The sequence below is a fragment of the Pseudomonas sp. WHRI 8519 genome, from assembly GCF_040224055.2.
GTDB classification, from domain to species: Bacteria; Pseudomonadota; Gammaproteobacteria; order Pseudomonadales; family Pseudomonadaceae; genus Aquipseudomonas; species Aquipseudomonas putida_X.
The window spans coordinates 3,526,523-3,550,127 of record NZ_CP167996.1 but is presented as its reverse complement, the minus strand read 5'-3'; the positions used below and the strand labels follow the sequence as shown (position 1 = coordinate 3,550,127).

The 23,605-nt window shown below is 59.3% G+C and carries 21 protein-coding genes and 3 pseudogenes; 10 read left to right on the top strand and 14 right to left on the bottom strand.

Annotated elements, in window-relative coordinates; genetic code table 11:
- Nucleotides 1-7 precede the first annotated feature (7 nt).
- Genes ABRP30_RS16205 through ABRP30_RS16195 form a run of 3 tightly spaced genes read right to left on the bottom strand, consistent with a single transcriptional unit; the run spans nt 8 to nt 3,393 of the window.
- A complete protein-coding gene (locus ABRP30_RS16205; protein ID WP_267816674.1) occupies nt 8-1,357 on the bottom strand; it encodes an MmgE/PrpD family protein in 1,350 nt (449 codons plus the stop codon).
- A 10-nt stretch (nt 1,358-1,367) separates the two neighbouring features.
- Nucleotides 1,368-2,531 carry an acyl-CoA dehydrogenase family protein gene (locus ABRP30_RS16200; protein ID WP_267816672.1) on the bottom strand — a complete coding sequence of 388 codons (1,164 nt, stop codon included), beginning with the start codon at nt 2,529-2,531 and terminating at the stop codon, nt 1,368-1,370.
- Nucleotides 2,532-2,553: 22 nt separating this feature from the next.
- Nucleotides 2,554-3,393: a MaoC family dehydratase N-terminal domain-containing protein gene (locus tag ABRP30_RS16195; RefSeq protein WP_267816669.1), complete on the bottom strand. Its 840-nt coding sequence runs from the start codon at nt 3,391-3,393 to the stop codon at nt 2,554-2,556.
- A gap of 126 nt (nt 3,394-3,519) precedes the next feature.
- On the opposite strand from ABRP30_RS16195, the gene ABRP30_RS16190 reads away from it, so the two are divergent.
- A complete protein-coding gene (locus ABRP30_RS16190) occupies nt 3,520-4,440 on the top strand; it encodes a LysR family transcriptional regulator (RefSeq protein ID WP_349974858.1) in 921 nt (306 codons plus the stop codon).
- Here the strand turns inward: ABRP30_RS16190 and ABRP30_RS16185 are convergent.
- From ABRP30_RS16185 to ABRP30_RS16170, 4 genes are all read right to left on the bottom strand, one after another.
- Complete coding sequence (locus ABRP30_RS16185; RefSeq protein ID WP_349974857.1) at nt 4,437-5,156, bottom strand: TorF family putative porin; 720 nt, start codon at nt 5,154-5,156, stop codon at nt 4,437-4,439. The two genes, ABRP30_RS16190 and ABRP30_RS16185, sit on opposite strands and share 4 nt — an antisense overlap.
- 146 nt (nt 5,157-5,302) lie before the next feature.
- Complete coding sequence (locus ABRP30_RS16180) at nt 5,303-5,554, bottom strand: hypothetical protein (protein WP_349974856.1); 252 nt, start codon at nt 5,552-5,554, stop codon at nt 5,303-5,305.
- Between the two features lie 225 nt (nt 5,555-5,779).
- A complete protein-coding gene (locus ABRP30_RS16175; protein ID WP_349974855.1) occupies nt 5,780-7,327 on the bottom strand; it encodes a J domain-containing protein in 1,548 nt (515 codons plus the stop codon).
- Between the two features lie 3 nt (nt 7,328-7,330).
- Complete coding sequence (locus tag ABRP30_RS16170; RefSeq protein WP_267816659.1) at nt 7,331-9,025, bottom strand: molecular chaperone HscC; 1,695 nt, start codon at nt 9,023-9,025, stop codon at nt 7,331-7,333.
- A gap of 193 nt (nt 9,026-9,218) precedes the next feature.
- Between ABRP30_RS16170 and ABRP30_RS16165 the strand changes: the two genes are divergently transcribed.
- Nucleotides 9,219-10,196, top strand: coding sequence for a DUF3829 domain-containing protein (locus ABRP30_RS16165; RefSeq protein ID WP_267816657.1), 978 nt, complete (start codon nt 9,219-9,221; stop codon nt 10,194-10,196).
- 241 nt (nt 10,197-10,437) lie between these two features.
- Here the strand turns inward: ABRP30_RS16165 and ABRP30_RS16160 are convergent, their stop codons facing one another.
- Nucleotides 10,438-10,953, bottom strand: a complete 516-nt coding sequence (locus ABRP30_RS16160) for a GrpB family protein (RefSeq protein ID WP_349974854.1) — start codon at nt 10,951-10,953, stop codon at nt 10,438-10,440.
- 668 nt (nt 10,954-11,621) lie between these two features.
- Between ABRP30_RS16160 and ABRP30_RS16155 the strand changes: the two genes are divergently transcribed.
- Complete coding sequence (locus tag ABRP30_RS16155) at nt 11,622-12,110, top strand: hypothetical protein (protein WP_349974853.1); 489 nt, start codon at nt 11,622-11,624, stop codon at nt 12,108-12,110.
- Nucleotides 12,111-12,512: 402 nt separating this feature from the next.
- On the opposite strand, the pseudogene ABRP30_RS16150 reads toward ABRP30_RS16155, so the two are convergent.
- Nucleotides 12,513-12,626: pseudogene (locus ABRP30_RS16150) on the bottom strand (hypothetical protein); the annotation flags it as partial.
- Nucleotides 12,627-12,901: 275 nt separating this feature from the next.
- Here ABRP30_RS16150 and ABRP30_RS16145 point away from each other — a divergent pair.
- Nucleotides 12,902-13,267: a hypothetical protein gene (locus ABRP30_RS16145; RefSeq protein ID WP_349974852.1), complete on the top strand. Its 366-nt coding sequence runs from the start codon at nt 12,902-12,904 to the stop codon at nt 13,265-13,267.
- A 92-nt stretch (nt 13,268-13,359) separates the two neighbouring features.
- A pseudogene (locus ABRP30_RS16140) lies at nt 13,360-13,528 on the top strand (IS5/IS1182 family transposase); the annotation flags it as partial.
- Nucleotides 13,529-13,634: 106 nt separating this feature from the next.
- Here ABRP30_RS16140 and ABRP30_RS16135 read toward each other — a convergent pair.
- Nucleotides 13,635-13,991: pseudogene (locus ABRP30_RS16135) on the bottom strand (DUF3592 domain-containing protein); the annotation flags it as partial.
- A 257-nt stretch (nt 13,992-14,248) separates the two neighbouring features.
- Here ABRP30_RS16135 and ABRP30_RS16130 point away from each other — a divergent pair.
- The 3 genes from ABRP30_RS16130 to ABRP30_RS16120 all read left to right on the top strand — a co-directional run bounded on the left by ABRP30_RS16130 (nt 14,249) and on the right by ABRP30_RS16120 (nt 16,531).
- Nucleotides 14,249-14,602, top strand: coding sequence for a hypothetical protein (locus ABRP30_RS16130; protein WP_241803798.1), 354 nt, complete (start codon nt 14,249-14,251; stop codon nt 14,600-14,602).
- Nucleotides 14,603-14,627: 25 nt separating this feature from the next.
- On the top strand, nt 14,628-15,902 hold the full coding sequence (locus ABRP30_RS16125) for a DUF4303 domain-containing protein (protein ID WP_349974851.1): 1,275 nt from the start codon (nt 14,628-14,630) through the stop codon (nt 15,900-15,902).
- A 131-nt stretch (nt 15,903-16,033) separates the two neighbouring features.
- Nucleotides 16,034-16,531 carry an HIT family protein gene (locus ABRP30_RS16120; protein WP_349974850.1) on the top strand — a complete coding sequence of 166 codons (498 nt, stop codon included), beginning with the start codon at nt 16,034-16,036 and terminating at the stop codon, nt 16,529-16,531.
- A 172-nt stretch (nt 16,532-16,703) separates the two neighbouring features.
- On the opposite strand, the gene ABRP30_RS16115 is transcribed toward ABRP30_RS16120, so the two are convergent.
- A complete protein-coding gene (locus ABRP30_RS16115) occupies nt 16,704-17,330 on the bottom strand; it encodes a VOC family protein (RefSeq protein WP_349974849.1) in 627 nt (208 codons plus the stop codon).
- Nucleotides 17,327-18,565 carry a diaminopimelate decarboxylase gene (gene lysA, locus ABRP30_RS16110; RefSeq protein ID WP_349974848.1) on the bottom strand — a complete coding sequence of 413 codons (1,239 nt, stop codon included), beginning with the start codon at nt 18,563-18,565 and terminating at the stop codon, nt 17,327-17,329. Before lysA ends, ABRP30_RS16115 begins: the two co-directional genes overlap by 4 nt.
- A gap of 119 nt (nt 18,566-18,684) precedes the next feature.
- Here lysA and ABRP30_RS16105 point away from each other — a divergent pair, with 119 nt between their 5' ends.
- Entirely contained in the window at nt 18,685-19,599 is a 915-nt protein-coding gene (locus ABRP30_RS16105; RefSeq protein ID WP_349974847.1) for a LysR family transcriptional regulator, read from the top strand.
- Nucleotides 19,600-19,923: 324 nt separating this feature from the next.
- On the opposite strand, the gene ABRP30_RS16100 is transcribed toward ABRP30_RS16105, so the two are convergent.
- On the bottom strand, nt 19,924-20,814 hold the full coding sequence (locus tag ABRP30_RS16100) for a serine hydrolase domain-containing protein (RefSeq protein WP_349974846.1): 891 nt from the start codon (nt 20,812-20,814) through the stop codon (nt 19,924-19,926).
- A 414-nt stretch (nt 20,815-21,228) separates the two neighbouring features.
- Here ABRP30_RS16100 and ABRP30_RS16095 point away from each other — a divergent pair, with 414 nt between their 5' ends.
- Nucleotides 21,229-21,978 carry an alpha/beta hydrolase gene (locus ABRP30_RS16095; protein ID WP_349974845.1) on the top strand — a complete coding sequence of 250 codons (750 nt, stop codon included), beginning with the start codon at nt 21,229-21,231 and terminating at the stop codon, nt 21,976-21,978.
- A gap of 423 nt (nt 21,979-22,401) precedes the next feature.
- Here the strand turns inward: ABRP30_RS16095 and ABRP30_RS16090 are convergent, their stop codons facing one another.
- On the bottom strand, nt 22,402-23,355 hold the full coding sequence (locus ABRP30_RS16090) for an IS110 family transposase (protein ID WP_372490323.1): 954 nt from the start codon (nt 23,353-23,355) through the stop codon (nt 22,402-22,404).
- Nucleotides 23,356-23,605: the final 250 nt, after the last annotated feature.

Below are 23,605 nucleotides of genomic sequence, written 5' to 3'. Positions count from 1 at the left end.
TTGGTGTTCAGTGCAGATCAGCCAGTGAGCGGGCGTCGCGCAGTTGCCACACGCTCTCGATCAATGCCTGGCCCTGGGCCGGGCTGCGCGCGCCGGAATAGGCCAGCAGGCGCTGGAACTTGGCCTCGAGCTCAGGGCGCGACAGGGTGTTGCCGGGGTCGCCTTTGGGTTCGTCGATGGCGGCGCTGAAGCGCCGGCCGTCGTTGCTGGTGACCTCCACGCGGCCCAGCCAGCGCTTGGGGTAGGCGGCGTCCACTTCGGTGTCCAGGTGCATCTCGACGCGCTCGCGAAAGTGCGCAACCTGTGGGTCGTTCAGCGCCAGGTCACGGAAGTCGATGAGTTGAGCGCTGCCATGCACCGCAATCAGGCCAAGTACGGTGCCCATCGAGAACTTGGCCTGGTGGACGGTGGCCGGTGTGGTAACGCGGCCAAGCACATCGATCGCGCCCTGATGCACGCGGGTGACGACGTTGGCGATCTGATCATGGCGCAGGCCTTCGCGCTGCATCAGCACCAGCAAGGCATCGGCGGCGGGGTGGGTATGGCGACACGACGCGTGATACTTGAATGAGGTTTCCACCAGGGCCCAGCGGGTGCCCAGGCGGTCGCTCAGGCGCGCCGGGTCAGCATCGCAGGACATGCCGGCGGCCATGCCCTGTTCGCCTTCGAGGATATTGCGCGCACCGCTCAGGCCATCGGCGGTGAGGTAGGCGGCCAGCAGGCCGTCGGCGGCAGCCTTGGCGGTGTGCAGCTGTTTGGAATCGGCGGCGTCGCGCAGAAACTCCCAGAGCCCGGCGGCCTGGGTGCCAGCGCTGCCGAGCAGGTTGATGAACTGCGCCTGGTTGAAGCCCAGCAGTTTGCCCACACCCACGGCGGCGGCCAGGGTGCCGACAGTGGCGGTGGTATGGAAGATGCGGTAATGCGAGCGGCCGAGGAATTCACCGATGCGGATGCCGGCTTCATAGCCGGCTACCGCAGCCAGCAGCAGGTCCTGGCCAGACTTGCCCAAGTCCTGCGCCGCCGCCAGAACGGCAGAAAACACGACGGTGGCCGGGTGCAGCACCGAGCTGTTGTGCAAATCGTCCTGCTCGACCAGGTGCGAGGCCGCGCCATTGACCAGGGCGGCGAAGTAGGGCGATGACGTGCGCCCGTTGGTCAGCACCTGCGCACGGCCTTGCGCAGGCCCCATGCGTTCGGCATAGCGCTCGACCAGCGGGATCGGATGCGCGCCTTGGCTTGCCAGGGCTGAGCCAAGCCAGTCCAGGAACAGGTCTTCGGTGCGGTCCAGCACGTGGCCGGGCAGGTGCGGGTAGCGCAGGTCGGCGAGAAAGCCGGCCAGGGCATGGGTATGCTGCATGCTCAAGCCCTCAGAAGCTGCGCGGCAGTTCGAGCAGGTGCTCGGCCACGTAGGACAGGATCAGGTTGGTGGAAATAGGCGCCACCTGGTAGAGGCGGGTCTCGCGGAACTTGCGCTCGACGTCGTATTCGCAAGCGAAGCCAAAGCCGCCGTGGGTCTGCAGGCACGCATTGGCAGCCTCCCAGGAAGCCTTCGCCGCCAGGTACTTGGCCATGTTGGCGCTGGCCCCGGCCGGCTGCCCGCTGTCGTACTCCGCGCAGGCGCGCCAGCGCATCAGGTCGGCGGCCTCGATTTCGATGTGCGCCTCGGCGATGGGGAACTGCACGCCTTGGTTCTTGCCGATCGGCCGGCCGAACACCTCGCGGTCACGGGCGTACTGGCTCGCTTTCTCGACGAACCAGCGGCCATCGCCGATGCATTCGGCGGCAATCAGGGTGCGCTCGGCGTTGAGGCCGTCGAGGATGTAGCGGAAGCCCTTGCCTTCTTCACCGATCAGGCTGCTGGCCGGCAGCTCGAGGTTGTCGAAGAACAGCTCGTTGGTCTCGTGGTTGACCATGTTGGCGATCGGCTGCACGGTCAGGCCCTTGCCGATGGCCTCGCGCAGGTCGACCAGGAAGATCGACATGCCCTCGGACTTTTTCTTCACCTCAGGCAAGGGCGTGGTGCGGGCCAGCAGGATCATCAGGTCGGAATGCTGGACCCTCGAGATCCACACCTTCTGCCCGTTGATCACATACTTGTCGCCCTGGCGCACCGCCGTGGTCTTGATCTTGGTGGTGTCGGTACCGGTGGTCGGCTCGGTCACGCCCATCGACTGCAGGCGCAGTTCGCCACTGGCCAGTTTGGGCAGATAGTGGCGCTTCTGCTCCTCGCTGCCATGGCGCAGCAGGGTGAACATGTTGTACATCTGCCCATGCACGGTGCCGGAGTTGCCACCGCAGGCATTCACTTCTTCCAGGATCACCGAAGCTTCGGCCAGGCCCAGGCCCGATCCGCCGTAGTGCTCGGGGATCATCGCCGACAGCCACCCAGCGTCGGTCATGGCTTTTACAAAGGCTTCGGGGAAGCCTTTTTCTTCATCGATCTTGCGCCAGTAGCCGGCGTCGAATTCGGCACACAAGGCGCGCACGCCTTCGCGGATGGCATTGAGATCATCGCTGTCGTACGTATGCATGCGGGGGTTCCCTGTCCAGTTCTCAGTCGAAAAGCACGTCGGCGCTCTGCGCCACGCCGTCGGCATTGCCGGCCCATAGTTGCGCCTGGCCCGGTGCGCCCATGCGCCCGGCCACGTCGAATGGGGTGGGCACGGTCAGTGGGCGTACGCCGCGGTAGGCGAACTGGCGCAGGCGTTTGCCAGGGTTGGCGCGCTGGAAGGCGCGCAGGGTGAGGGTGGCGATCAACGGGCCGTGCACCACCAGGCCGGGGTAGCCTTCGGTGCCGGTGACATAGGGGTAGTCGTAGTGGATGCGGTGGCCGTTGAAGGTGACGGCGGAGTAACGGAACAGCAGGGTCGGGGAGGGCGTAACGGCCTCGCTCCAGTCGCTTGGTGCGCTTGGCACGGCACTGCTGAGTTTGGGCGGGGTCGGTTCGCGGTAGACGATATCCTGCTCTTCACGCACGCACAGTGCGCCGTGCTGTGAATACTCGTGGCGCACGGTGACGAACAGCAATGCGCCACTGCGCCCGTGCTTTTCTTCGATATTCACGATGGTCGACAGGCGCTGGGCCTCGGCACCGACCTTGAGCGGGGCAATGAACTCGACACGGCCCCCGGCCCACATGCGGTTGCGGTTGTCGGCGGGGGGCAGGAAGCCGCCGCGCGTCGGGTGGCCATCGCCGCCCAGTTGCGATTCGGCCACCGGCTCCTGGAAAAAACACCACATCCACAGCGGTGGCAAGGGTTGCCCCACGGCAGGGGCGCTTTCGCCGAGCGTGGCGGCGATGCGCTTGATCAGGTTGCGGCTGAGCTCATCGACGGCTTCTTCGGTGCGGCCGATCCAGGCGCTGTAATCCGTGGGCGGGTGCGTAGCAGTCATAACCATTGGCCTCTGCATTTGTTGTTATGCAGCGATCATGCGAGGCACCTGGCATTCTGTGAATTTGCATTTGTGTAAAGCAGCGTTCGTGTATGCTGAACGCCTGTACCCCTTTCGGATAGGCCGATGCATTTCGATCTGGCAGACCTGAGGCTGTTCATTCATATCGGCGAGTCACCGAGCCTGACCCAAGGCGCGCGGCGGGCATTCCTCTCGCCGGCCGCCGCCAGTGCACGTGTCAAGGCCCTGGAAGCGCAGCTGGACACGCGCCTGTTGTACCGTGACAGCCGGGGTGTCGAGCTGACGCCGGCGGGGCAGAAACTGCTCATGCATGCGCGGTTGATCATGCGCCAGGTGGACTACCTGAAAGCCGAATTCGCCCAGTTCGGCACCGATTCGGCCGGGCATATCCGCATCTTTGCCAACACCACTGCCGTGACCGAGTTCCTGCCCGAAGTGCTGGCGGGCTTTCTCGCCAAACGTCCCGGCGTGACCGTGGACCTGCAGGAGCGCCTGTCGCGGGATATCGTGCGCGGTGTGCTCGATGGCAGCACCGACATGGGCATCATTGCCGGCCCCGTGGAAGCCAGCGGCTTGCAAGTGCTGCACTTCAGTACCGACCGGCTGGTGCTGATCGTGCCGGCAGGGCATGAGCTGGCTGGCAGCCGGCAGGTCACGTTGAGGCAGACGCTGGCGTTCCAGCATATCGGGCTGCACGACGGCAGCACCTTGCTCAGCTTCCTGCGCGACCATGTCGAGCGCATGGGCCTGAGCCTGTCGCTGCGTATCCAGCTGTCGAGCTTTGAGGCCATCTGCCGGCTGGTGGAGGCGGGCGTGGGGATTGGCATCATCCCCGAGTCGGCGGCGATCCGCCACAGCCAGACCATGAACCTGGTCACCATCGAACTGGATGAAGCCTGGGCCGTGCGCGAGCGGAGCATACTGGTGCGTGAGCTGGATGCGCTGCCTGGGACGGTGAGGGCGTTGATCGCCACCTTGATGCCTGAGGGGGAAGACAGCGCATTGCAACCGCCCCCGGCCCCCTAGAAGAAACTACGCTGAGCCTTGAACGTGACCATGCTCTCGCAATACGTGTTGATACCGGCATAGGCATCGCAGCCCCCGCCGTTGAGGTCGGAGTTGCTGTAGATCAGGTTCAGGTCGATGCCCAGCCAGGGCCGCGACAGCTCCAGTGACCAGTCGGAGAAGGCATTGACCTGGCTGCCGTCGCCGATGGTGAAGGGCGTGCCCAGGCGATGATGGGCGAGTTTGACCGTGAGGTCGATGTCGAACAACGGCAATTGGCCGAAATCGGCGAACAGCGTACCGGTGCGATTGTCCGGGTTGTCACGCCAGGCCCCGCCGATCCGGCTGCCCATGACCGAAATGCCGCCATACAACGCATAGCTGTCTGGCCCTGCGATGTTCGGCTGGCTGTAATGGATCAGGCCTACCTCATAACCCAGTGTGCTGTCGAAGTGGTGCTTGTAGCCCAGGTAGCTGTCGAGGCGCAGGGTCGAGTCAGGCGTTACCCCCATGCTCGGCGCATACTGGCCCACGTACCAACCGCTGGGGTGGGTGAGGTCCAGGCCACCGTGAAAGGCGCCGCTGGCGCTGGGCGAAATCAGCCCCTGGGCCATGCTGCGTGAAGGCGTGGTGCCAAGTTTGAAGTCGAAATCGCCCAGTTCGCGCTGTATTTGCTGCGCCTGCAGCGCTGTGCTGAACAGCAGAGCCGCACTGAGCAACAGAAAGGGCCTGGTCATGGTCACCGTCCTGGAAGGCTTGCGCTTGAGCGGCACAGGATACCTGTGTTGGCGGGTGGGGAAAACAATACGGCGTATTCCAGCGGATTCAGGCGGGCTCGATCAGGTTCTGGCCCAGGTGGCGAACGTACTGCCTGCTTTTGAATTCAACCTTCGATCACCCCGGGCGTTTCGGCCACCTCGGTCACCACCTGCTTGCTGGCGGCGCGCAGGATCACGCGCTTGCGCAGTTCGTACTCATCCAGGGACAGTGCCTGGCGCTGGATGGCTTCGAGCTGCAGCTGGCGGGTTTCTTCCGCGGTGTAAGGGCGCAATTCCGGGTGGCTGGCGCAACCGCTGAGCACGGCAATGGCTGTAGCGGACAGGGTGGCGAGCAGCAGGCGGGCCGTGGTGTTCATCGCGAAGCTCCAGGATTCGGGGATGGTGTATGACGAATCGATGGAGCAAGGTTATTGAGCGGCCGCGATCATTAGAAATTGCCATTCTCGATAGTGACTATCGATTGCACCGTGTGAGAACGGCAGGCTTTGCTAACCCTGAGCGCCACGCGGTACGGGCCTGAGGGATACTGGGATGCGCATGCCATTGTCATGTCTCGTGGCTCACTCAGGTGTCAAAGGCGATCAGGCTACCCACCGCATCCAAGCGATCACCACCACCATCACGCTGCAAAGCAGCCACTGCACGCCACTGAGCCCGGCAATGCGATACACCGCTTGCAGCGGCCTGCGCCAGCGATAGTCGCGGGCCTGCGGCCCCCAATCGGCGGGTTGCAGCAAGCCGATGATGCCAATGAGCACGTAGGTGCCCAGGCCAAGCAGCCCCAGCCAGTGCCATAACAGCAGGGCCAGCCCAAGCAACGGCCCTGCGTTGCGTATGACCAGGTAGCGGCGGTCGCGGGTGATGCGCTTGCTGACGCACCAGGCGCTGAGGCGTTGATCGATGTCCTCAAGGCTGGCTGCAATCTGCGCCCAGTGGCCGAACAGCCACTGGCCCATCTTCGCTGCAAGCAGCCCGCCCACCGCGTAAAGCGGGAGCAGGATCAAGGTGGTGACAGGGTCCAGATTGGGCAAGCCTTTCAGCGCCAGGGCCAGTGTGATCACAGCGGCGGCGCGTTTGACGCCGTGGGGCGGGTCGCGGGGCTCGACCAGCATTTTCCAGAACCAGGCGTCATGGTTGGGGAACATCCCCAGCAGGTCGGGGTAGCGCGCTGCGAACGCCTCTGACAGGCGCTCGCAGGCTTGCCAGTCGGCCTCGACGAAGGTGGCGGCCATTGCCTTTTGCTGCTCAGGGTGAGGCGCCGACAGAAACAGCGCGGCAGCGTTGGCATCGGGGCTGGCCTGCGCCTCGCGGCGATCCGCCAGGCTGCGCAGGTGGCTCAGCCAGGCTCGCTGTTGGTAACGCCTGCGCAGGGTTTGCCAGTGCTCGTCTGCAATCGGCGGCTCGGCACCTGATGCGTTCCAGGCGAATGTCTGGCACAGGTGCTCGAACAGCTCGGGCGGCCAGCCTTCATCGTTCAGCAACAGGGTCAGCACGTGCACTTGAAGCGCTTGGCGACGCTCCAGGTCCGCTAGCCAGCCTTGGCGACTGGCCCGTTCGAGCATGCCGCTAAAGCGCTCATGCTCGCCTGCGGCCAATAATTGTTCGAGCGCGTTGTAGAGGGTGGCAGCGAGTATGAGCGACAGGTGCTGCTGTTCGGCGTGCGAGGCGGGAAACTGCTGCCATGGGGTAAGCCACTGACGCTGTTCGATACCCCAGTGCAGGGTATGGCAATGGGCTGATGCGGCGCGCAGGCAACGCTCGAACAAGAGGCGTTCGAAGACGCCCTCGATGCCTTTTGCTTGCGCTTGGGCCCAGGCCTGTTCGATGGCCGAGTCGACGAACCCGTCCAGCAAGGCAACGGCTTGCTCATGGGCTGAACCCGCGTGGAGCGTACGGCTGGAAGGTGGTGTGTCGGGCGCTGGCGCGCGTTCGGTAACTCGAGCATCCGTGCGTTCCCCCTGCAGAGCCTGCAGGGCCTCTTCATAGGCGTCGCGCAGCTGCTGGAACGCGGCCGGGTCTTCGTCCGGTCGGGTGACCTTGAGCAGCTTGGCGTACTGACGCTTGAGGCTTCGCGCGTCGCACGCGGATGTAAGCTCCAGCACCTGCCAGCAATCGGCAACCGAGCTCATCGGTCAGCGCCCGTCGCTGCTTTCGAATGCTGCCATGCGCGCGTTCAGCTCGTGGCGCGCCTGGCCGATGACACGTTCATCCTGGCTGGCAAGCGCCTCTTGGAACCGTGTGGCCCAGTGGTCTACCAGCTCACGACGCTCGCCCAGGCTTTCTTCATACAAGCGCTCCAGGCGGGCGACCAGCAGGGTGTTGACCTGCTGGTCGCGTGGGTGCACTTTCAGGGCTTCGAGCTTGTGCAGGCGTTCGGCAATTTCATCGGCGCTGAGCACGCCGGGGTTGTTCTCGATGACCAGCGCGTACTGCTCGCCTGTGACGGGGATGCTGACCTGGCATTCGAGCAGGCCGTTGCTGTCGTAGGTGAAGCGCACATCAATTTCAACCACGCCCTTGTTCGGCGGCACCGGGATTTCCAGTTCGCCCAAGGCGATGTTGTCACGCACCAGGCGGCTCTCGCCCTGGTAGATCTGTACCCGCACGAGCTCTTGCGCCTCATGCACCGTGCACACGGTTTTCACCCGGCTGACGGGGACGGTGGAATTGCGCTCGATGATCGGCAGATAGTGCCCGCTCTCATGTTCGTTGCCCACCCGCCGCAGGGTCGCGATGCCGAGGGTATAGGGACAGACGTCGGTCAGCACCACTTCTTCCAGGGCCGCGTGCCGTGCCTTCAAGGCGGCCTGCACCGCAGCGCCCAGCGCTACGGTTTCGTCCGGGTTCAACTGCACCGAAGGGAAGCGGCCGAACAGGCTGGCAGCCAGCTTGCGGACCAGCGGCATGCGCGTGGCGCCGCCCACCAGCAGCACCTGGTCCAGCTCGTCGCTGCGTATGCGGGCATCGCGCAGGGCGCGTTCCACAGGGTTGCGCAGCCGCTCCAGCAAGGGCTCGAACAGCGTGGCCATGGCCTGCTGGGTGAAGGTGTGCTGCCAGCGTCGCGCACCGACCTGCAGCACGAATTCGCTGGTGGGGGAGTGGCCCAGTGCGATGCGTACCCGCTCGGCCTCGCGGCGCAGTAGCGGGCTGATCGACGCGCTATCCGGGAAGTCCGGATCTTCAGCGTGGGCCTGGATAAACTGCCTGGCCAGCAATTGATCGAAGTCCTCGCCACCCAGGTAGTTGTCGCCTGCGCTGGCACGTACCTCCATCACGCCGTCGAACAGCTCGAGGATCGACACGTCGAAGGTGCCACCGCCCAGGTCGAACACCAGAAACGACGACTCACTGCCGTGCTGGGGCAGGCCGTAGGCGAGCGCCGCGGCGGTAGGCTCATTGATCAGCTTGTCGACTTTCAGTCCGGCCAGCTCACCGGCGATGCGGGTCGCCTTGCGCTGGGCATCGTTGAAGTAGGCCGGCACGCTGATCACCGCTTCGGTGACTACCTCGCCATAGGCGCGCTCGACATCTGCCTTGAGGCTTCTGAGCAGCATCGCCGACAGCTCTTCGGCACGAAACGGCGTCGCGCCCAGCTGCAGCGTGCGGGCACTGCCCATATGCCGTTTGAATAGCGCTGCGGTCAGTGACGGGTGCGTGCACAAGCGTTCGCGGGCAGCCTGCCCGACCAGTATCCGGCCTTCGTCGTCGAGCCCGACCACAGAGGGCGTCAGCAATTGCCCCAGGGCATTGGGCACCAGCTCACTGGTGTTTTCGTTCCATACCGCGACCAGGCTGTTGGTCGTACCAAGGTCAATCCCGACAATCATGGCGAATTCCTTTTCGTTCCGAATGCAAGTTTACGGTGCTGTCACCGAGGCAGAATGCGAGACCGGCCACAAAAATGTAAAAAGGCAGGCCCTGCTTGAACTTCATCGAGTATTGAGCCTCTAGAATACCGCGCCCGGCTGATGGCAATGTGTCAGCAGCTGGTCGCCCCAGGACAAGACAAGGATGAAGACGATGCAAGCAAGCAGGGTATGGCTAGGACTGCTGATCGCCGCAGGGGTTCTGCTGGCCGGTTGTGACAACGCGCAAGCACCTCGCAGTGCGACGGCCCCTCAAGGCCAGGTTGCGGCCGAACAACCCAGCGCCGAACAAATCGAGATCGAGAAGTACAACGCCTATGTCGATGCCGCCAACAGCGGTGGCAATTTTGCGGCCATTCTGGATCACCGCCGAACAGAGTATTCGAAGGACCTGCAGTCCAAGAACAAGCTGTCGGAGTACTACCTGTTCAACGCCTACGACATCAGCCTCCTGCGCGACAACCTGAACAAGGCCCTGGCCTTGCCGTCACCCATGCCGGACCTGGACGCGCCAGCAAAAGCGATGCTGGTGGCGCTGGACAAGCTCCAGCCCGTCCACAGCGAACTCGCCAACTACGCCGCCTCCAAAGGCTACCTGAGCGATGGTGGCCAGAAGGCCAGGGCGATGGAGCCGGCCCTGGATGCAGCGCTCGAGGGCGTTGCCATCGAGCAGGCCAAGTTCTATGACGGCCTGGCCAAGCGCGATGAAGTCAACACCCGACAGGCGTTCGACGAGGCCGAAAAGGACTCGCTGGCGTATTACCGCGCCGGGATCGTGCTATACGCCAAGCAATCGATGCGCTTGTCCACCGACTTCTTCCAGTCGGCCGGGGCCGAGGCGTCGGTCAAGCCGTTTGAAGAAAGCCTGGGTAAAACCGCGCAGATGATTGAAGGCTGGCACAAGCAGAACACGGCAACCGGCCCAGGCTGCAGCGTGATGCTCAGCCGCCTGAATCAGTTTGTCGGCAAGGGCCGTGAAGCTATCGATACCGCCAGATCCGGTGGCTACAAATACAATGAGCAACGCCAGATGGCATGGAAGCACAACAACCCGATCGAACATGATGCCAAGTTCTTCGGTAGCGCGTTCGACGATGTGATCAACGACCTGAACTCCACGAGCTGCAGCTGAGCAATTTTGGCATTTGCGCGACGCGTCGGTAGCTGCCGTACACCGGCGGCACGCGTCGCCCAAAGGTATGTCACCAGCCTCCGGGCCTGCGCCCCTCCTGTGGGAGCCGCGCTTGCCGGCGATGGGCCGCAACGCGGCCCCCGTTACCAATGCCGGCTTCGGGTTGAAAGCTGCCGGTCGGGATGGGTTGCTTTCCACCCAATGCAGACACTTGATACTGGGTCGCTTAGCGATATTTCAGTCATCCAGGAACGGCAATACCGGCATGTAGTAGTGCCGCGATAATAAACGGAGACTTTTTCTCCAGATACTCAGCCATTCCACCCGTATTGCTCGACTCCAGTTGGAGCTTCAACGCTTCATACTGCTGGCGCATTGAGGCATTGCATCTGAGCAAATCTCTGAACCCCAGCATCTGGGTGATCGCAATGTGGCCACGAACACAAGCGTGGAGCTTGTGCGTGCGAATCCCATCCACATTACGCCGATAGAAATGATGCCCTTCCGACAGATCACTTCCTCGTATATACCCCAAACCCATCAACACCTCGTCCCGCGCCGAGGCGTTGCTATGATCGTGAACCTCGATGAGTACATCGATCTCGGGCTTCGCCGCGAGTCCTGGAACGGAGGTACTTCCAACATGTTGGATGGCAATCAGTTCATCGCCAAAGGCCGAAGCGATGAGTGGCTTGTCTGCCAGAAAGCGGGCGGGCCACGTGGGGTTGTAGGGGGTGATCTTGCTGGTCAATGCCATTTCCGTTCCTTGGTGGCTAGTACCTAATGCCCCGAATGTTCCCTCAAAACTTGTGCCCTCGCCAGCGACTGATAACTAGACCCCGGAAGTACGGCAATTTAGCAGACCTCGAATCTGATCGAGGCGGGCTAGCTGGCCTGTCCGGCGTCTACTTCTGGCCGACTGCCGCCCTATGTGAAGGGCAGCGATGAGTCGATTGGAGCCGTTCACGACTGACCGCTATCGACCCAGTGCGGACCCTACATGCCGGCGGATTGTCACAGACAGCAGCACTGCGCTGGTGGTGGTGAAAAAGATATCGGCGCTCAGCCTTCTGACGGAGGTAGACAAAATCGTGTGCGCAGAGGTATCAGCAGGTTATGCGGTACCAATCGCGATGTAGTTCTTGTCGGTGTTAACTCCACTTGGCCGTCGATGAAACCCCGTCATGGGTATTGGTAATGCAGAAATAAATAGTTGGTCATGCGTCTCTCGTTTTTAACGACATAGGGCGTTGCAAGAGGGGAATAGCCTGATAAATCAGCAGCCCCAGTGATCCCTCTTGCAAAAATTTCAGCAGCGCATCGATATCTTCGCAGCCTGACAGATCCACTGCTACCGCGTAGAATAAGCCCCTTATTGGGGACGGCTTACGCCCTGAGTCAAATCACATCCATAAAGGACTTTTCATGCGTAAATTTCTCCGTTTGCCAGTCTCGAAAGTAACCTGTATTACATTTCTTTCGCTCATCGCACTGACCTTTGGCACGACAGCAACGGCGGCTGATTACTCCTGTGACGGATTTGTCGGTAGTTTCGCCAGTCGTCCCGATAATGAAGCAGCCTTGAAAATCGTTAAAGATGGCAACGGCTTTGCAGTGCTTGTCCAAGGTGACTTACCTGACGACTGGGAGCGCGTGCCGCTGAAGGTTGGTGTACCCGAAGATGTACAGAAAGAGATGCTCGCGGAGGGAAAAAAAATGACTCCGCTAACGTGCGCATTGTCAGCTGACGGCATTATACTCTGGCAGTTTCCAGCCGGTAGCCCAGACAACCCTTCTGAGAGCAAAAGCCGCAACCGTTCCGAGTACCCGCAAAAGACCCCTTATATTATGGTCGTCAACGGGGGAGTTGTTGCTGGGGAAACTGGACTCTACCGAGTTAGAACAGAGGATTAAGCCCGCCTAGGGTAAGCGTCCGCCCAACTCACTTTGCGTAAGTTAGGCAGTCACCCGCTGTGTTGACAACCGCGTCAGCACATCTTTGGAAGTCGTTGACCACCGCCCATTGCTGCAAGCACCGACGCTCAACTTTGGGTCGGTGCAGGGCCAACACCAAATAGCACAGATCCCTGCGGGTTTCGTTTTGGTTGCCATATGGCGTTCACCAACGTCTGCTTTCGACCCAGGCTGTGTGAAAACACGCGAAATGCGTTAAAGGGCGCGGGGATCTAGGGAGGCTTGCAAAACTGGCGAAAAATTGCGCGGTTTAGCTCTAATCGCCGTGCTGGGGCGTATGTGGCGATGTGAGTCGTTCTTGAGGTCTTTTGGGCATGCATGCCGGCGCCTCAGTAGGCCAGTTCACGCCTTGATCGCTTCGAGCAGCCCCTTGATGCCCAAGATGCTCATCATTCGCTTGAGGTTGTAAGCGAGCACATGAAGGCTCATTTCAGTACTGACCCTTGGCAGGGTTCGTATATCGGTACTGCGCTGGATATGGCCGCCACAGGCTTGTCGATTCATAAACCCTGCACACTGGGCCGGGAGGAGCAATGCCGTCGCGCCAAATATGTTGAAGGCACGTCTTTGTTGGGTAGCCTGGGGGCGGCAGCCTCGGGGGTTACTACAGGCGGCCCTGGAGCGCTGGTTTGTGTTGTGGTAGGCGGTGCAGTTGGCGGTAAAATCTTCGGAGACACCGGGAGCTGGGGAGGCGAGATGGTGGGTGATTTTTTATATCGTGAGGTATCGGAGTGAATGCAGTTGACCCTGGATTGATTGCGCTGTTGATCCTTGCGCCCATAATTCTGTCTATGATCGTGCTGTGCTACATCGCACATAAATACACCGAGCACTTTGAGTCGTTTCTTCCGAACTGTACGTACGTGACCGGCAATAAAAAAATATTCCAGCATGCAGGCTTGCTGGGCAAAGTCATGCGCACGGGGTCGATCTCTTTGGTACTGGCGATACCGTCAATTTTTTTGCGCAGAGGCTTGATTGACTTAAATGAAGTTAAACGTTTCCCGCCCAACATGAGACGATTATTGGTGAGCATGTTAGCTATTCAAATCGTACTGCTCATTGCTCTAACCATTTCCCATTATGTATATCGTTGAAGCTTAGGGATTCTCCGATCAAGACAGCACAGGCCGTCTGACCTGTGCTGAAATAGCCCTCCGTCCACTGCCCTCTACAAGCCCTCCATCTCATGAGTCAGATGAGCTTTTCCGATTTCCAGTAACGCCGGTAAGCGCAAGCAAACCCGTTGCGAGCGTTTCATGGCCGAGATGGAACAGATGGTGCCGTGGAGCTGTTTGGTGGCATTGATTGAGGCGCACTACCCAAAGGCCGGCGGTGGTCGCAAACCATTTCAACTAGTTGCGCCATCCGGCGTCGGTAAATCCATGCGGCCAGGTGGTAGCGGCTACCTCCCAACGCGAATACGCAAGCGAACAGACCGGCCAGCAGGCTCGCGCCCCACAGCGCGCCTCGGTCATCGATGAGTGCGGTCGTAGCGGGCGCTTCAGGGCGATACAACACGTTAACCCGGTCGCCTATCGCGTAGCCGAAGATCAACCCATTTTCGGGTGAGCTGATCACTCTGCCAGTGGCGTCCCTAAAGTCGATTTGTGGATGACTGCCGCCCGCGTTCACAGCGCTGACATTGCCTCGGGCGCGTTGGGCGTGAACTACAAAGCCCAAGCGGTCTTCAACCAACCAAAATGTAAGGCAGACCAGAAACAAGCCCACCGGAATGAAAACCGAGGCACGGAGGATGCCCCCCGGGAACAGGATGGCGTCTTGCCCATGGCTGGTTCCTTGGTTCGTCCCTGAACGCATTTCAGTGCAGTGAATTTGAAGAGTGCTGTCAAGCCAGAGCCAGCAGTAATGGCGATCGGAGGCCTCGGTTTGCAGTACTCCTTTCCGTGAGTGTCTGCAATGGGTCGAAAGCAGTCAGTCTTGACCGGCAGCCGTTACCCCATATGATGGGCTCCCGAATCAAGGACTGATTTCATGATTACCTGCCATGTCAAATACATCTTCGACCCGTTCCAAGTAGGCGCCTTCGATGGCCACGCCTTTGCGAACGCACACTCATGAGTGAAATTGAAATACTGTCCTTGTCTCCAGACGGTCGCTACCAAGTCCAGGCGACCCCGTGGGAAGCAGGCAACACGCACTGGGTGTTCCCGCCGCAAATCATCGATACCCAAAACGCAAACGTGGTGTTTGGCTTTCAGGATCCTCTATGGTCAGCAGACCTCAGCACCTGGTTGAGCCCGACCCGGGTCGAACTCAAGCTGCGCAAGTACCCCGGCCATCGAGCCCCTCGGGGGCTCACGGTGATCATTGAGTGTGCGCTGCGTACCGCTGAATATGGCGATGGTACGCACATTGAATTAGCCCGTCTGGAAAGCACCCTTGAGGGGATGCTCGATCTGCTCGGCTGAACTCTACTTGTCGGCAAGGACCTGAATGATGAATTGGAAAGCGCTGGAACTGGCGCTGTTCGACGCCGCCAGGCAGGCATTGCAAACGCTGCTCGATGAGGGGTGCAGCCCTTTGTACGCCGCAGCCTTTCATGCCAGCTACCGAGAAGAAGGGGCGGTTTTGTCGCTGCCCAGCTTTGCCGCAAACAGCCTGCAAGCACTCAGCGAAGACTACCCCGACGAGGAAGATGAAAGCTTCAGTTCGGTGAAGTGGAACCCGGCGGACTGGCGCTGGGATTGGGAGATTTGCGCGGGTGAGTCGTTCACGCGGCTTGATGATGAACTGCAAGCCCACGCCAACCGGCTTGGCCCCCGCCAATGGCAAGCGGCTGAGCAACGCTTGCTGGTCACCGCTAGCCGTGCCGCCAGGGCGCTGGGCCGCCATTTCGCTCAGCATCCTGGTGTGACGCCTGGTTTCGTGGTGATCTTTCATGACTTTGCTGGCTATATGGCCTTGGCCAAGCGCAGCATGACCCGCCAGCAGTTCGAGGAAAATTTCCCGGTCGAACTGGCCATTGAAAACACCCAGCGCGCAGTCGCTGCCTTGCCGCTCGCCGAGCAGGCCGCGTTCTACGCCAGCCGCTTGCATTGTTCGGATGGCATTTCGGGGGAGGACGCAGAGCGCTGGCTGATTGCCAACGGCCGTCCGGCACAGGCAGCGCTTATCGAACAGCTCAACGGGCACAAAGAGCCTACCGCTGCCGCGCGCATTCTCGGGCTGGCTGGCATGGCTGATGAGCCCGTCATTCAGGCCCTGCGCCGGCAGGCTATAGAGGCCTGTGAACAACCGACCCGCAACTGGTGCGCAAAGGCCTTGGGTTACCTCGAGGATTTCGACTGGCTCATGCAGCAAGCGTTCGACGTCGCTGTGGCGGGGATCTGCGCCAACTTTGACGGTTTCCGCTGGCGGAGCGTGGAGCCACCGGTGCTGGACTACACACCTGTTGAGCGTCTGCTGGATCAGCGTCCTGAGCTCGCGGCTGCTGTTGAAGAGGCCCTTGTAGACGTCTACGGTCAGATCGACACCACCACCGCCGATGTCAACGAAGCCTTGCGTGGTTTGGCTTCACCCCACGTAGCCATTCGTCGTCACGCCGTGAGTGGGCTGAATAACCGTGGCCTGCTGCCCGACGACGCGCTTCGAGCCATCGAGGCGCTACGCCTGGCAACCCAGGATGCCGATGAGCAGGTGCGGCACCTCGCGGGTCTCGGCCTGGAAGCCATGCAACCGTTTGCTGCCTTCCACCAAGGGTCGCTTTAGGTCGAAAGCAGCCAGTCACGGTCGGCAGATCTTGACCCCTAGCAGCCCTTCTAGAAGGGCTGCAAACCGCCATACTCGGACATCGATCTGTCGCAATGCTACCCTGCAACCGATCCACTCAGGGCAGCCCAATGGACGTACCGTCTAGCTTCATCATCCATGAATCCAGGTATTGGATTCTCAATCACCGCATGGACAGTGCGTTGCCGGGCTATTTGATACTCAGTGCCAAGCAGATGACCAGTTCCCTGGCAGCGCTGCCGATCAAAGCGCAAGCGGAGCTGGGCGTGTTGCAGGCGCGAATCCAGCATGCCATCGAAGCTGATCTTCGACCCAAACGCCTGTATATCGGTCGCTTTGGGCATGATGCCGGTTACTCCATACACTTCCACTTCATCCCAGTGTATGACTGGGTGGAAGCATTATTCTGGCTGGACGAAAGGTATAGGCTGCTGCAAACCTTCGGCTCGATCGACAGCGGGCTACTGCAAACGGATGGTGCAGAACTGATGCTGTTTGTCTGGCGGGAATTTTGTGAACGCCCTGTGCCACCATCGGTACAAGGCCCCTCTGTTGATGACGTTATTGGGGTCCTACGCGGCGCTTTGGATTGTGAGCTGCCTGATTAACCTGGGAAGTTTATCTTCCGCAGTTGGCCGCTATGGGTCGATAGCCGTTCATGACAGGCCGCTATCGACCCAAAGCGGAATTCCGTGGCCTGTCCGCTTCTACTACATGCTGACGCTTTTGGTCTCGCCCGGGAGAGCCTAATCGTAAAGTCCAGCCTGAACATCGCTAGGGCTACAGGACTTTAAGACCATTGGTAGTCTCGATGTATGCCTGCAGACCATATCGCTCACTCCGCAGGACACTGACCGGTCCGGAAAAGCCGATAGTCTCAAGGTGATGTTCCACTCCCTCTGGATCGGGATGAACGATCTCCAAGCGTTGCAATTGGCAGCCCTTATCAGCGAGCCTCTGTGCTGGATGCTCCGAGTCGCCCCAGTCGATCAGGCTAGGCACTACCCCACCCAGCGGTAACCGGCCGTCAGGCTGAATCGAAATATTCCACGACAGCGCTCCCCTGCTCATCGGCTCAATCATTCCAAAAGCCTTCTTGAGCCTTTCGTCTGCGGCATTTAGATGCTCTGTACGCGCTACCCAATGGGCTAGATATGGAGCTGCTTGTGCACTCAGCTCATCTAGGCCGAACCACCTTGGTCTAGTGGGTAAGGGCGCCATAGCGTCGGGGGCAATTACCTCGAGATAAAAAGACTCCCCTAACCGCAGCAGCAAGTTATGTGTACTCATACGCGCATGCTTACCTCCCGGCTGCAACTGCACCCCCAGTTGGTGCTCGACGAGTTGCGCGCCTGACGTAAGGGTCGGTGCCACGATGACCAAATGATCCAGGGTGGAACGCCTCATATGCACAGCTCCATGTTCAGAAGGTCCTGTATATCTTGTCGTCGCCTAATCACTCGAAAACTTGCGTTCTCAATCAAGACCTCGGGCAACAAAGGCCGACTGTTGTAGTTTGAAGACATCGAAGCACCATAGGCGCCCGAATCATGGATCACCAGAAGATCACCGACATGGGCCTGCGGGAGGTCTTGGGCAGCCAGGGCATGTTCATCCTGGGTGAAAACATCGCCAGACTCGCACAGCGGCCCAGCAACCATGGTAGGTTGCAAAGGGCGAGACACCGGAATCCCGTTAGCGTCTAGCAACGTCATGCGGTGGTAACTGCCGTACAAGGCCGGCCGCATCAAGTCGTTAAAGCCGGCATCAACCAGGATGAAAGTATTGCGGCCCATTTGCTTCACGGCGCGGACCTCGGTCACCAGGTAGCCCGACTCTGCGATCAGATATCGGCCCGGCTCTATCTCCATTCGCACGGAATAGCCAAGTACGTCCTCGATTTCCTTCCGGGCCGCCGCCCATGTCCGAGAGTAGCGCTGGATATCGACCGGCGTGTCGGTGCGTCTATACGGAACAGACAGTCCTCCGCCAATCGAGAAAGCCTCGATATCCCTATCTAGCTGACCAACAAGCTCAATCATCGATCGAGCAACCTGCTCCAAGTGCTCGTAATCCACCCCTGAGCCGATGTGCATGTGCACGCCTACCAGATGCAAATCGTAGGTCCTGATACAGTCAAGCGCCTCGCGCAGCTGTTCGTGCCAAATACCATGTTTGCTGTTTTCACCGCCCGTGTTGGTCTTGCGACTATGTCCATGGCCGAACCCAGGGTTGATCCGAATCCAAACCCGGTGTCCTGGGGAGCGCTCGCCCAACTGCCGGAGCATGTCAATTGAGCCCGCGTTCACTTCTATCCTTGACTCGATCACCCGGGCCAGTGTCACCTGGTCCAGCACATCGCACGTCAGCACCACCCCCGCTGGGTGGCCATCGAACGATGCCCCCGCAGCCAGGGCCCGTTCGATTTCACCTATTGAGACGGCGTCAAGGACCAGGCCTCGTGCCCGCATCAAGCGCAGGATATGCACGTTTGGATTGGCCTTCTGCGCGTAGCGAACCGTGTCGAAGTCTTGCAGATTTTCGATACGATTGATGATGGTTTTAGCGTCGTATGCCCATAGGGGTGAGCCGTGTCGTCGAACCGCGTCGGCCAATACTTCGAACGGTGCAGAGTCGCTCATAAATAGTCCTCGTCCAGGGGGACCATGAGGATGGAGCAAGACGAGCATTCATAAAAATAGCTTTTTTTTTGGAATAGATTCATATCTGATATGACCATTCCATACTTTCTGGTACCGCTGTGAAGCTATCCTTTCGCCATATCGAGATCTTTCGAGCCGTCATGTCAGCCGGAAGCGTCACGGGTGCCGCACGTCTTCTCTTCACCTCACAACCCACCATCAGCCGTGAACTTTCACGGTTGGAACAGCTGCTTGGGCTACGTTTGTTCGATCGCGAGGGTGGCCGCTTGAAGCCCACGGCGCAGGCGTTGCTGTTGATCGATGAAGTTGAGCTTTCCTACATTGGCCTCGAACGTATCGATCGGTACGCTCAGGCCATTCGCAACTTCGAACATGGGAGGCTGGCCATCACCTGCCTGCCACTCTTCTCCCAGACTCTCCTACCCGAGGTATGTCGGCACTTCCATCAGCATCACCCAGGCGTGAGCGTAGGCATTACGGCTCAGGAGTCACCATTACTGGAAGAGTCGCTGGTCGCCCAGCAACACGACCTTGGGTTGACCGAAGTCGAGCAGATTCCCCGAGGGACGTCCGGCGAATTGTTGTTCAGCGCCAAGATGGTCTGCGTGTTGCCGAACCAGCACCCCTTGTTACAGAAGACTCAGCTTGAGCTAAGGGATTTTCACGAGGTGGATTTCATCAACCTATCCAGCCTCGATACGTACAGGCAGCAGTTGGATCAGCATTTCAGAATCGCCGGAGTCAACAGGCGCACGGTCATCGAGACCACCAACGCGGCATCGGTGTGCGCTATGGTTAGGCAAGGGCTGGGCGTGGCGGTTATCAACCCGCTGAGTGGGCTGGAAGCCGTGCAGAGTGGACTGTCGATTCGCCAGCTAGGTGTTTGCGTTCGTTACCAGGTGATGATGATTCGCCCTAATCACCGGCCAGGCTCGGCGGCGGTGGATTTGTTCAGTGAGGCGCTGCGGACGCAAGCCCGAAAAATGAGCGATATCCTGGTAAAAGAGCCTTGAAAAGACGTTCACTTGGGCCTGTCCCAACTTTATCCGCGATCTGGCGCTTTACGAGGGTGGCCCGGATATCCTCATGTCGAGATCATTCACTGGCGCTTACGTTGCTGGATGGGAAAGTTCGATGTAGCGGGCCATCACCCGAAAAATCCCGTTAAAGGTATATGTACTGGGTCACAAAGTTGTTAGGGAGTGATCTTACCCGGAATGGCGTTTCCAGCCGTTCGCCACCGGCAGCTCTGGGTCGAGATCTGCCGGCCGGGATTGGCTGCGTTCGACCCAAGGCAGGCGTTGCGAGGAGAGGCGCCCCGAGTGGCACGCATAACTTCAGCGTGTCACTGCTAGCGCCTCTCGTATTTCTTGAACTACCAGCTTTTCAATACCTGCCTCTTGCGCCCCCACCGAGTGAACTGCACAGCATACGGCGGAGTCACCAACATCACACCGATAAACCGCAATAACACTGCCTGGCCCCGATCCGGTATGCCCAGCCAATATCAGGTCACCCTCGATTGCACCTCGCATCAGGCCGAGCGCGTAACCAGGCGTCAACCAAGGCCGACCTGCCATTGGGCCACCCAGTACTCGTGTGGCCTGCATTTCCCGAATCAGATTGTCAGGTAGGACGTCTCCAGCAAGCACACCATCCAAGAGCCGGGCAGCTTGTGAAACAGGGCCAATCAGCAGTCCGTGATAGACCCAGCCGGGGTCGTAACTCAACGACCTGTCCAGGTGATTCCCATTCAGTTCAGCGCGCTCAGTTGCAAAACGAACCGTCGATAGGTCGAGCGGCCTCAGGACTTGCTGTCTGACAGTGTCTGCAATCGACAGGTCGGCAGCACGCTCGATGATTTGGGCTACCAGCATGAAACCAACATTCGAGTAACGCCAACCCGCTCCTGGGCTGTATCGGAGTCGGTGCCCATCCAGGCGCTGCATCATTTCGCCTACGGGCCATGCAGACTCATGATTGGCTACGGCGGCGTGGTACTCGGGAAGTTCGCCATAGTCCGCGAGCCCAGCCTCGTGACGCAGAAGTTGGCGCAGAGTGAATACACCCTCGGGAAGCGAAGCATCCAGGTCAAGCCTGCCGTCGCGGACTAATGTCAGGGCTGTCGCGGCTAGTACCGTTTTCGTGAAACTCCACCAGGGCACGAGGGGGTCGTCCTGCAACGGTGGAATTCTCAATCGGCCGTTGATAAGGGTAGAGCTCAGCATCGGCTACTCAGGCATGAATGACAGGTGGGTCTGGAGAGTGGGACGAGAGCATGCTTTATTATCACCGCGCAACCCTTCAATCTGATGTCTTTTGATGCGAGCTTTCCACGCGAACGTCCACTGGCGGCCGTTTACTACCTTCCGCGAACGGCGCTAGGGTCGATAGCAGCCCTTGGCGACTGACGACTTTCGACCCAGAGCTGGGCCTCACTGCAGAAATCATACGGCCTTAAGTAGAGCAACCCACACCGTCACTCACCTCAACAGACTTGAGTGCTGCCTTCAGAGTGGTTCACCGGCCAGCTCTTTGCTTGTTCACCGTCTGTGCATGCGTCAATGCAAAAAACAGATGCTGGCGAGAGTCCATCTAAAGCGTGCAAGATCCATCATTCTTCATGCCATCGGGGTGCACTCATGCACAAGGAAACGCCCGTAGTGTTCATTAACGGCCTTATCGGCTGCCTTGACCACAGCGCCCTGCATAAACGCCTGTGTCCTCTGCCGGTCGTCGTGCCTGACCTCCTCGGATATGGGCGTCTGAGTACTGTTACGCCATGCTGTGTGAACATCCCCTCTCAGATCGAGCACCTGCATCGAGAGATCAGGAAGTATGCGCCCGGTGGGCGAGTACACCTGGTCGGTCACTCCGTGGGTGGGGTTGTAGCCATGCTCTATGCGAGGCGTTATCGAGATGAGGTAGCTAGCATCACGAGCGTAGAGGGCAATTTTTCACTGAAAGATGCGTTCTGGTCTTCGAGTGTGGCGAAAATGTCAGCGCAGGAAGCAGAGGCTCTGCTAGGCGGCTTTCGTGCAAACCCGAGAGCTTGGATGGAGCGCGCAGGGGTTGCTTTCAGCCAGCAACGCCTTGAGGTTGCTGCGGCCTGGTTGGCTCATCAACCCTCCAGCACAGTGCAAGCCATGGCCCGATCAGTACTGGTCGAGACCGGAGGTGATTATTACCACGATGCATTGAAGACGGTATTTTCTTCTGTACCTGTGCACCTGCTAGCCGGAGAGCGCTCCCGAGCTGAATGGGATGTGCCTGACTGGGCGATAGCACAGTCGGCCAGCATCACGATCATGCGTGAGGTGGGCCATTTGATGATGCTTGAGCAGCCACAGGCATTTGCCCAGGAGATTGCCCAGATACTCAATCGGGTTTGATCGGATTCGCGCAAGACCTGCACTGCTATCACAGTGGAGCCGACGGCCGATGGCAAGCTGCGTAGAGCATATGTGATCGGTGCCAAGCGCTTAGAATCAGTGAATCGCCCTTGGTTTCATAGACACCTCGAGCGGCTGCAGTGGGTTCAGGCTGTGTGAAAAGCCAAACGCATCTCGTAAACGCGCAAGCGTACGTGAAATCTGTAATGGCTTGGTTTCAGTTAACCCAGATTTCGAGAAGGAACGCGAAACCCTGGCGATTTTCTAGCAGCCGGATCGCACCAACGTTTTTACACAGCCTGGACCCAAAGCAGACATTTGTAACCGGGGCCGCTTCGCGGCCCATCGCCGGCAAGCGCGGCTCCCACAAGGTATACCGCATGCCTGAAGGTTGCTGACATTTTGTGGGAGATTCTATGGTTATCAGCAAGCCATTTTCCCGCCTTTGGTGACGTATTCGTCCTGATTTCTCATCAGGGCGAATGCCACTCGTGCGAGCTTCCTGGCCAGAATTACCAACGCCTGGGTCGTTGCCTTACCGCTGTTTCGATACTGCTCATATACCCCTTTCCAAGCGGCCGACCTGCTGGCCGCCATTGCTGCGTTATGCAGCAAACGACGGATTTCCGAGCAGCCGCGCTTGGTGAGCCGACGACGTCCATTCTTCTCTCCAGAATCATTAACCCGTAGGTCCATTCCCAGGAATGCGATGTACGAATCACTGCTCTTGAACTCGCCCCTTACAAAAGCCATTACCAGGGCTGTAGCGGTAAGAAACCCAATTCCCTCTACCGCCTGACAGCGGGCAACTTGCTCGTGCAGCCCAGCCTCTCGTAGCACTTCCTTAATCTTTTTTTGTATCAGCTGATCCAGCCGATCTATCGATGTTACGAAGGTTTTGAAGGCGGCCTTCAGCAGGCTTTCGTTTGTCCAGCTCTGAGCTAATGCAGTGCGAGCAGTCACCAAGACAGCTCTGCGTCGAAGGAGGCTCTGAAGCTTGCCGTAGACAGCAGGAGGCGGGGTCCAAGGACGAAGATCGTCGCCCTCGTTTTTCAAAAATCGGGACAGCAACCGAGCATCAGAGGGGTCAGTTTTAACCCGCCCTCCAACACTTTTCCTGTAGTTGCTCAGTTGGAAACCATCGATGACATAAACGTCGAAACCGAAGCCATGGGCTAGCTCAACCAGGTCCAGATGGTAGACATTGGTCGCCTCAACAGCGATTGCAGTGCCGAGGGGCTGTTGCTTTAGCCAGCTTTTGATTTCGGGCTTGGTATTTTTCAGCCTGATAATTTCATCACGATCATCGTGATGAATCACTAATTCGGCTTTTGCGACATCCGCACCCACGATCAGTTTGTTTACCTGCATTGCCATGGGCGGCTCCTCGCGTTATGGTTTTTGAGCTTGAAGGGTTTTCACCAAGAGGCGCTGGCTTGCTTCTATCGTCGTTTGCAAACGATGCATTCTTTATCGGCGCTTTGGTGGAAGGGGTGGGGCGATGTCTCCCACAGTCTGTACTGCGTCAACAGTCAGAATCCGGCATTTAGTCCCACCACCCCTTCAAGTCTAACCATACAAGCCGGCTTGCCGGCGATGAGGCCGGAACTGACCACAGAGCGTTGAG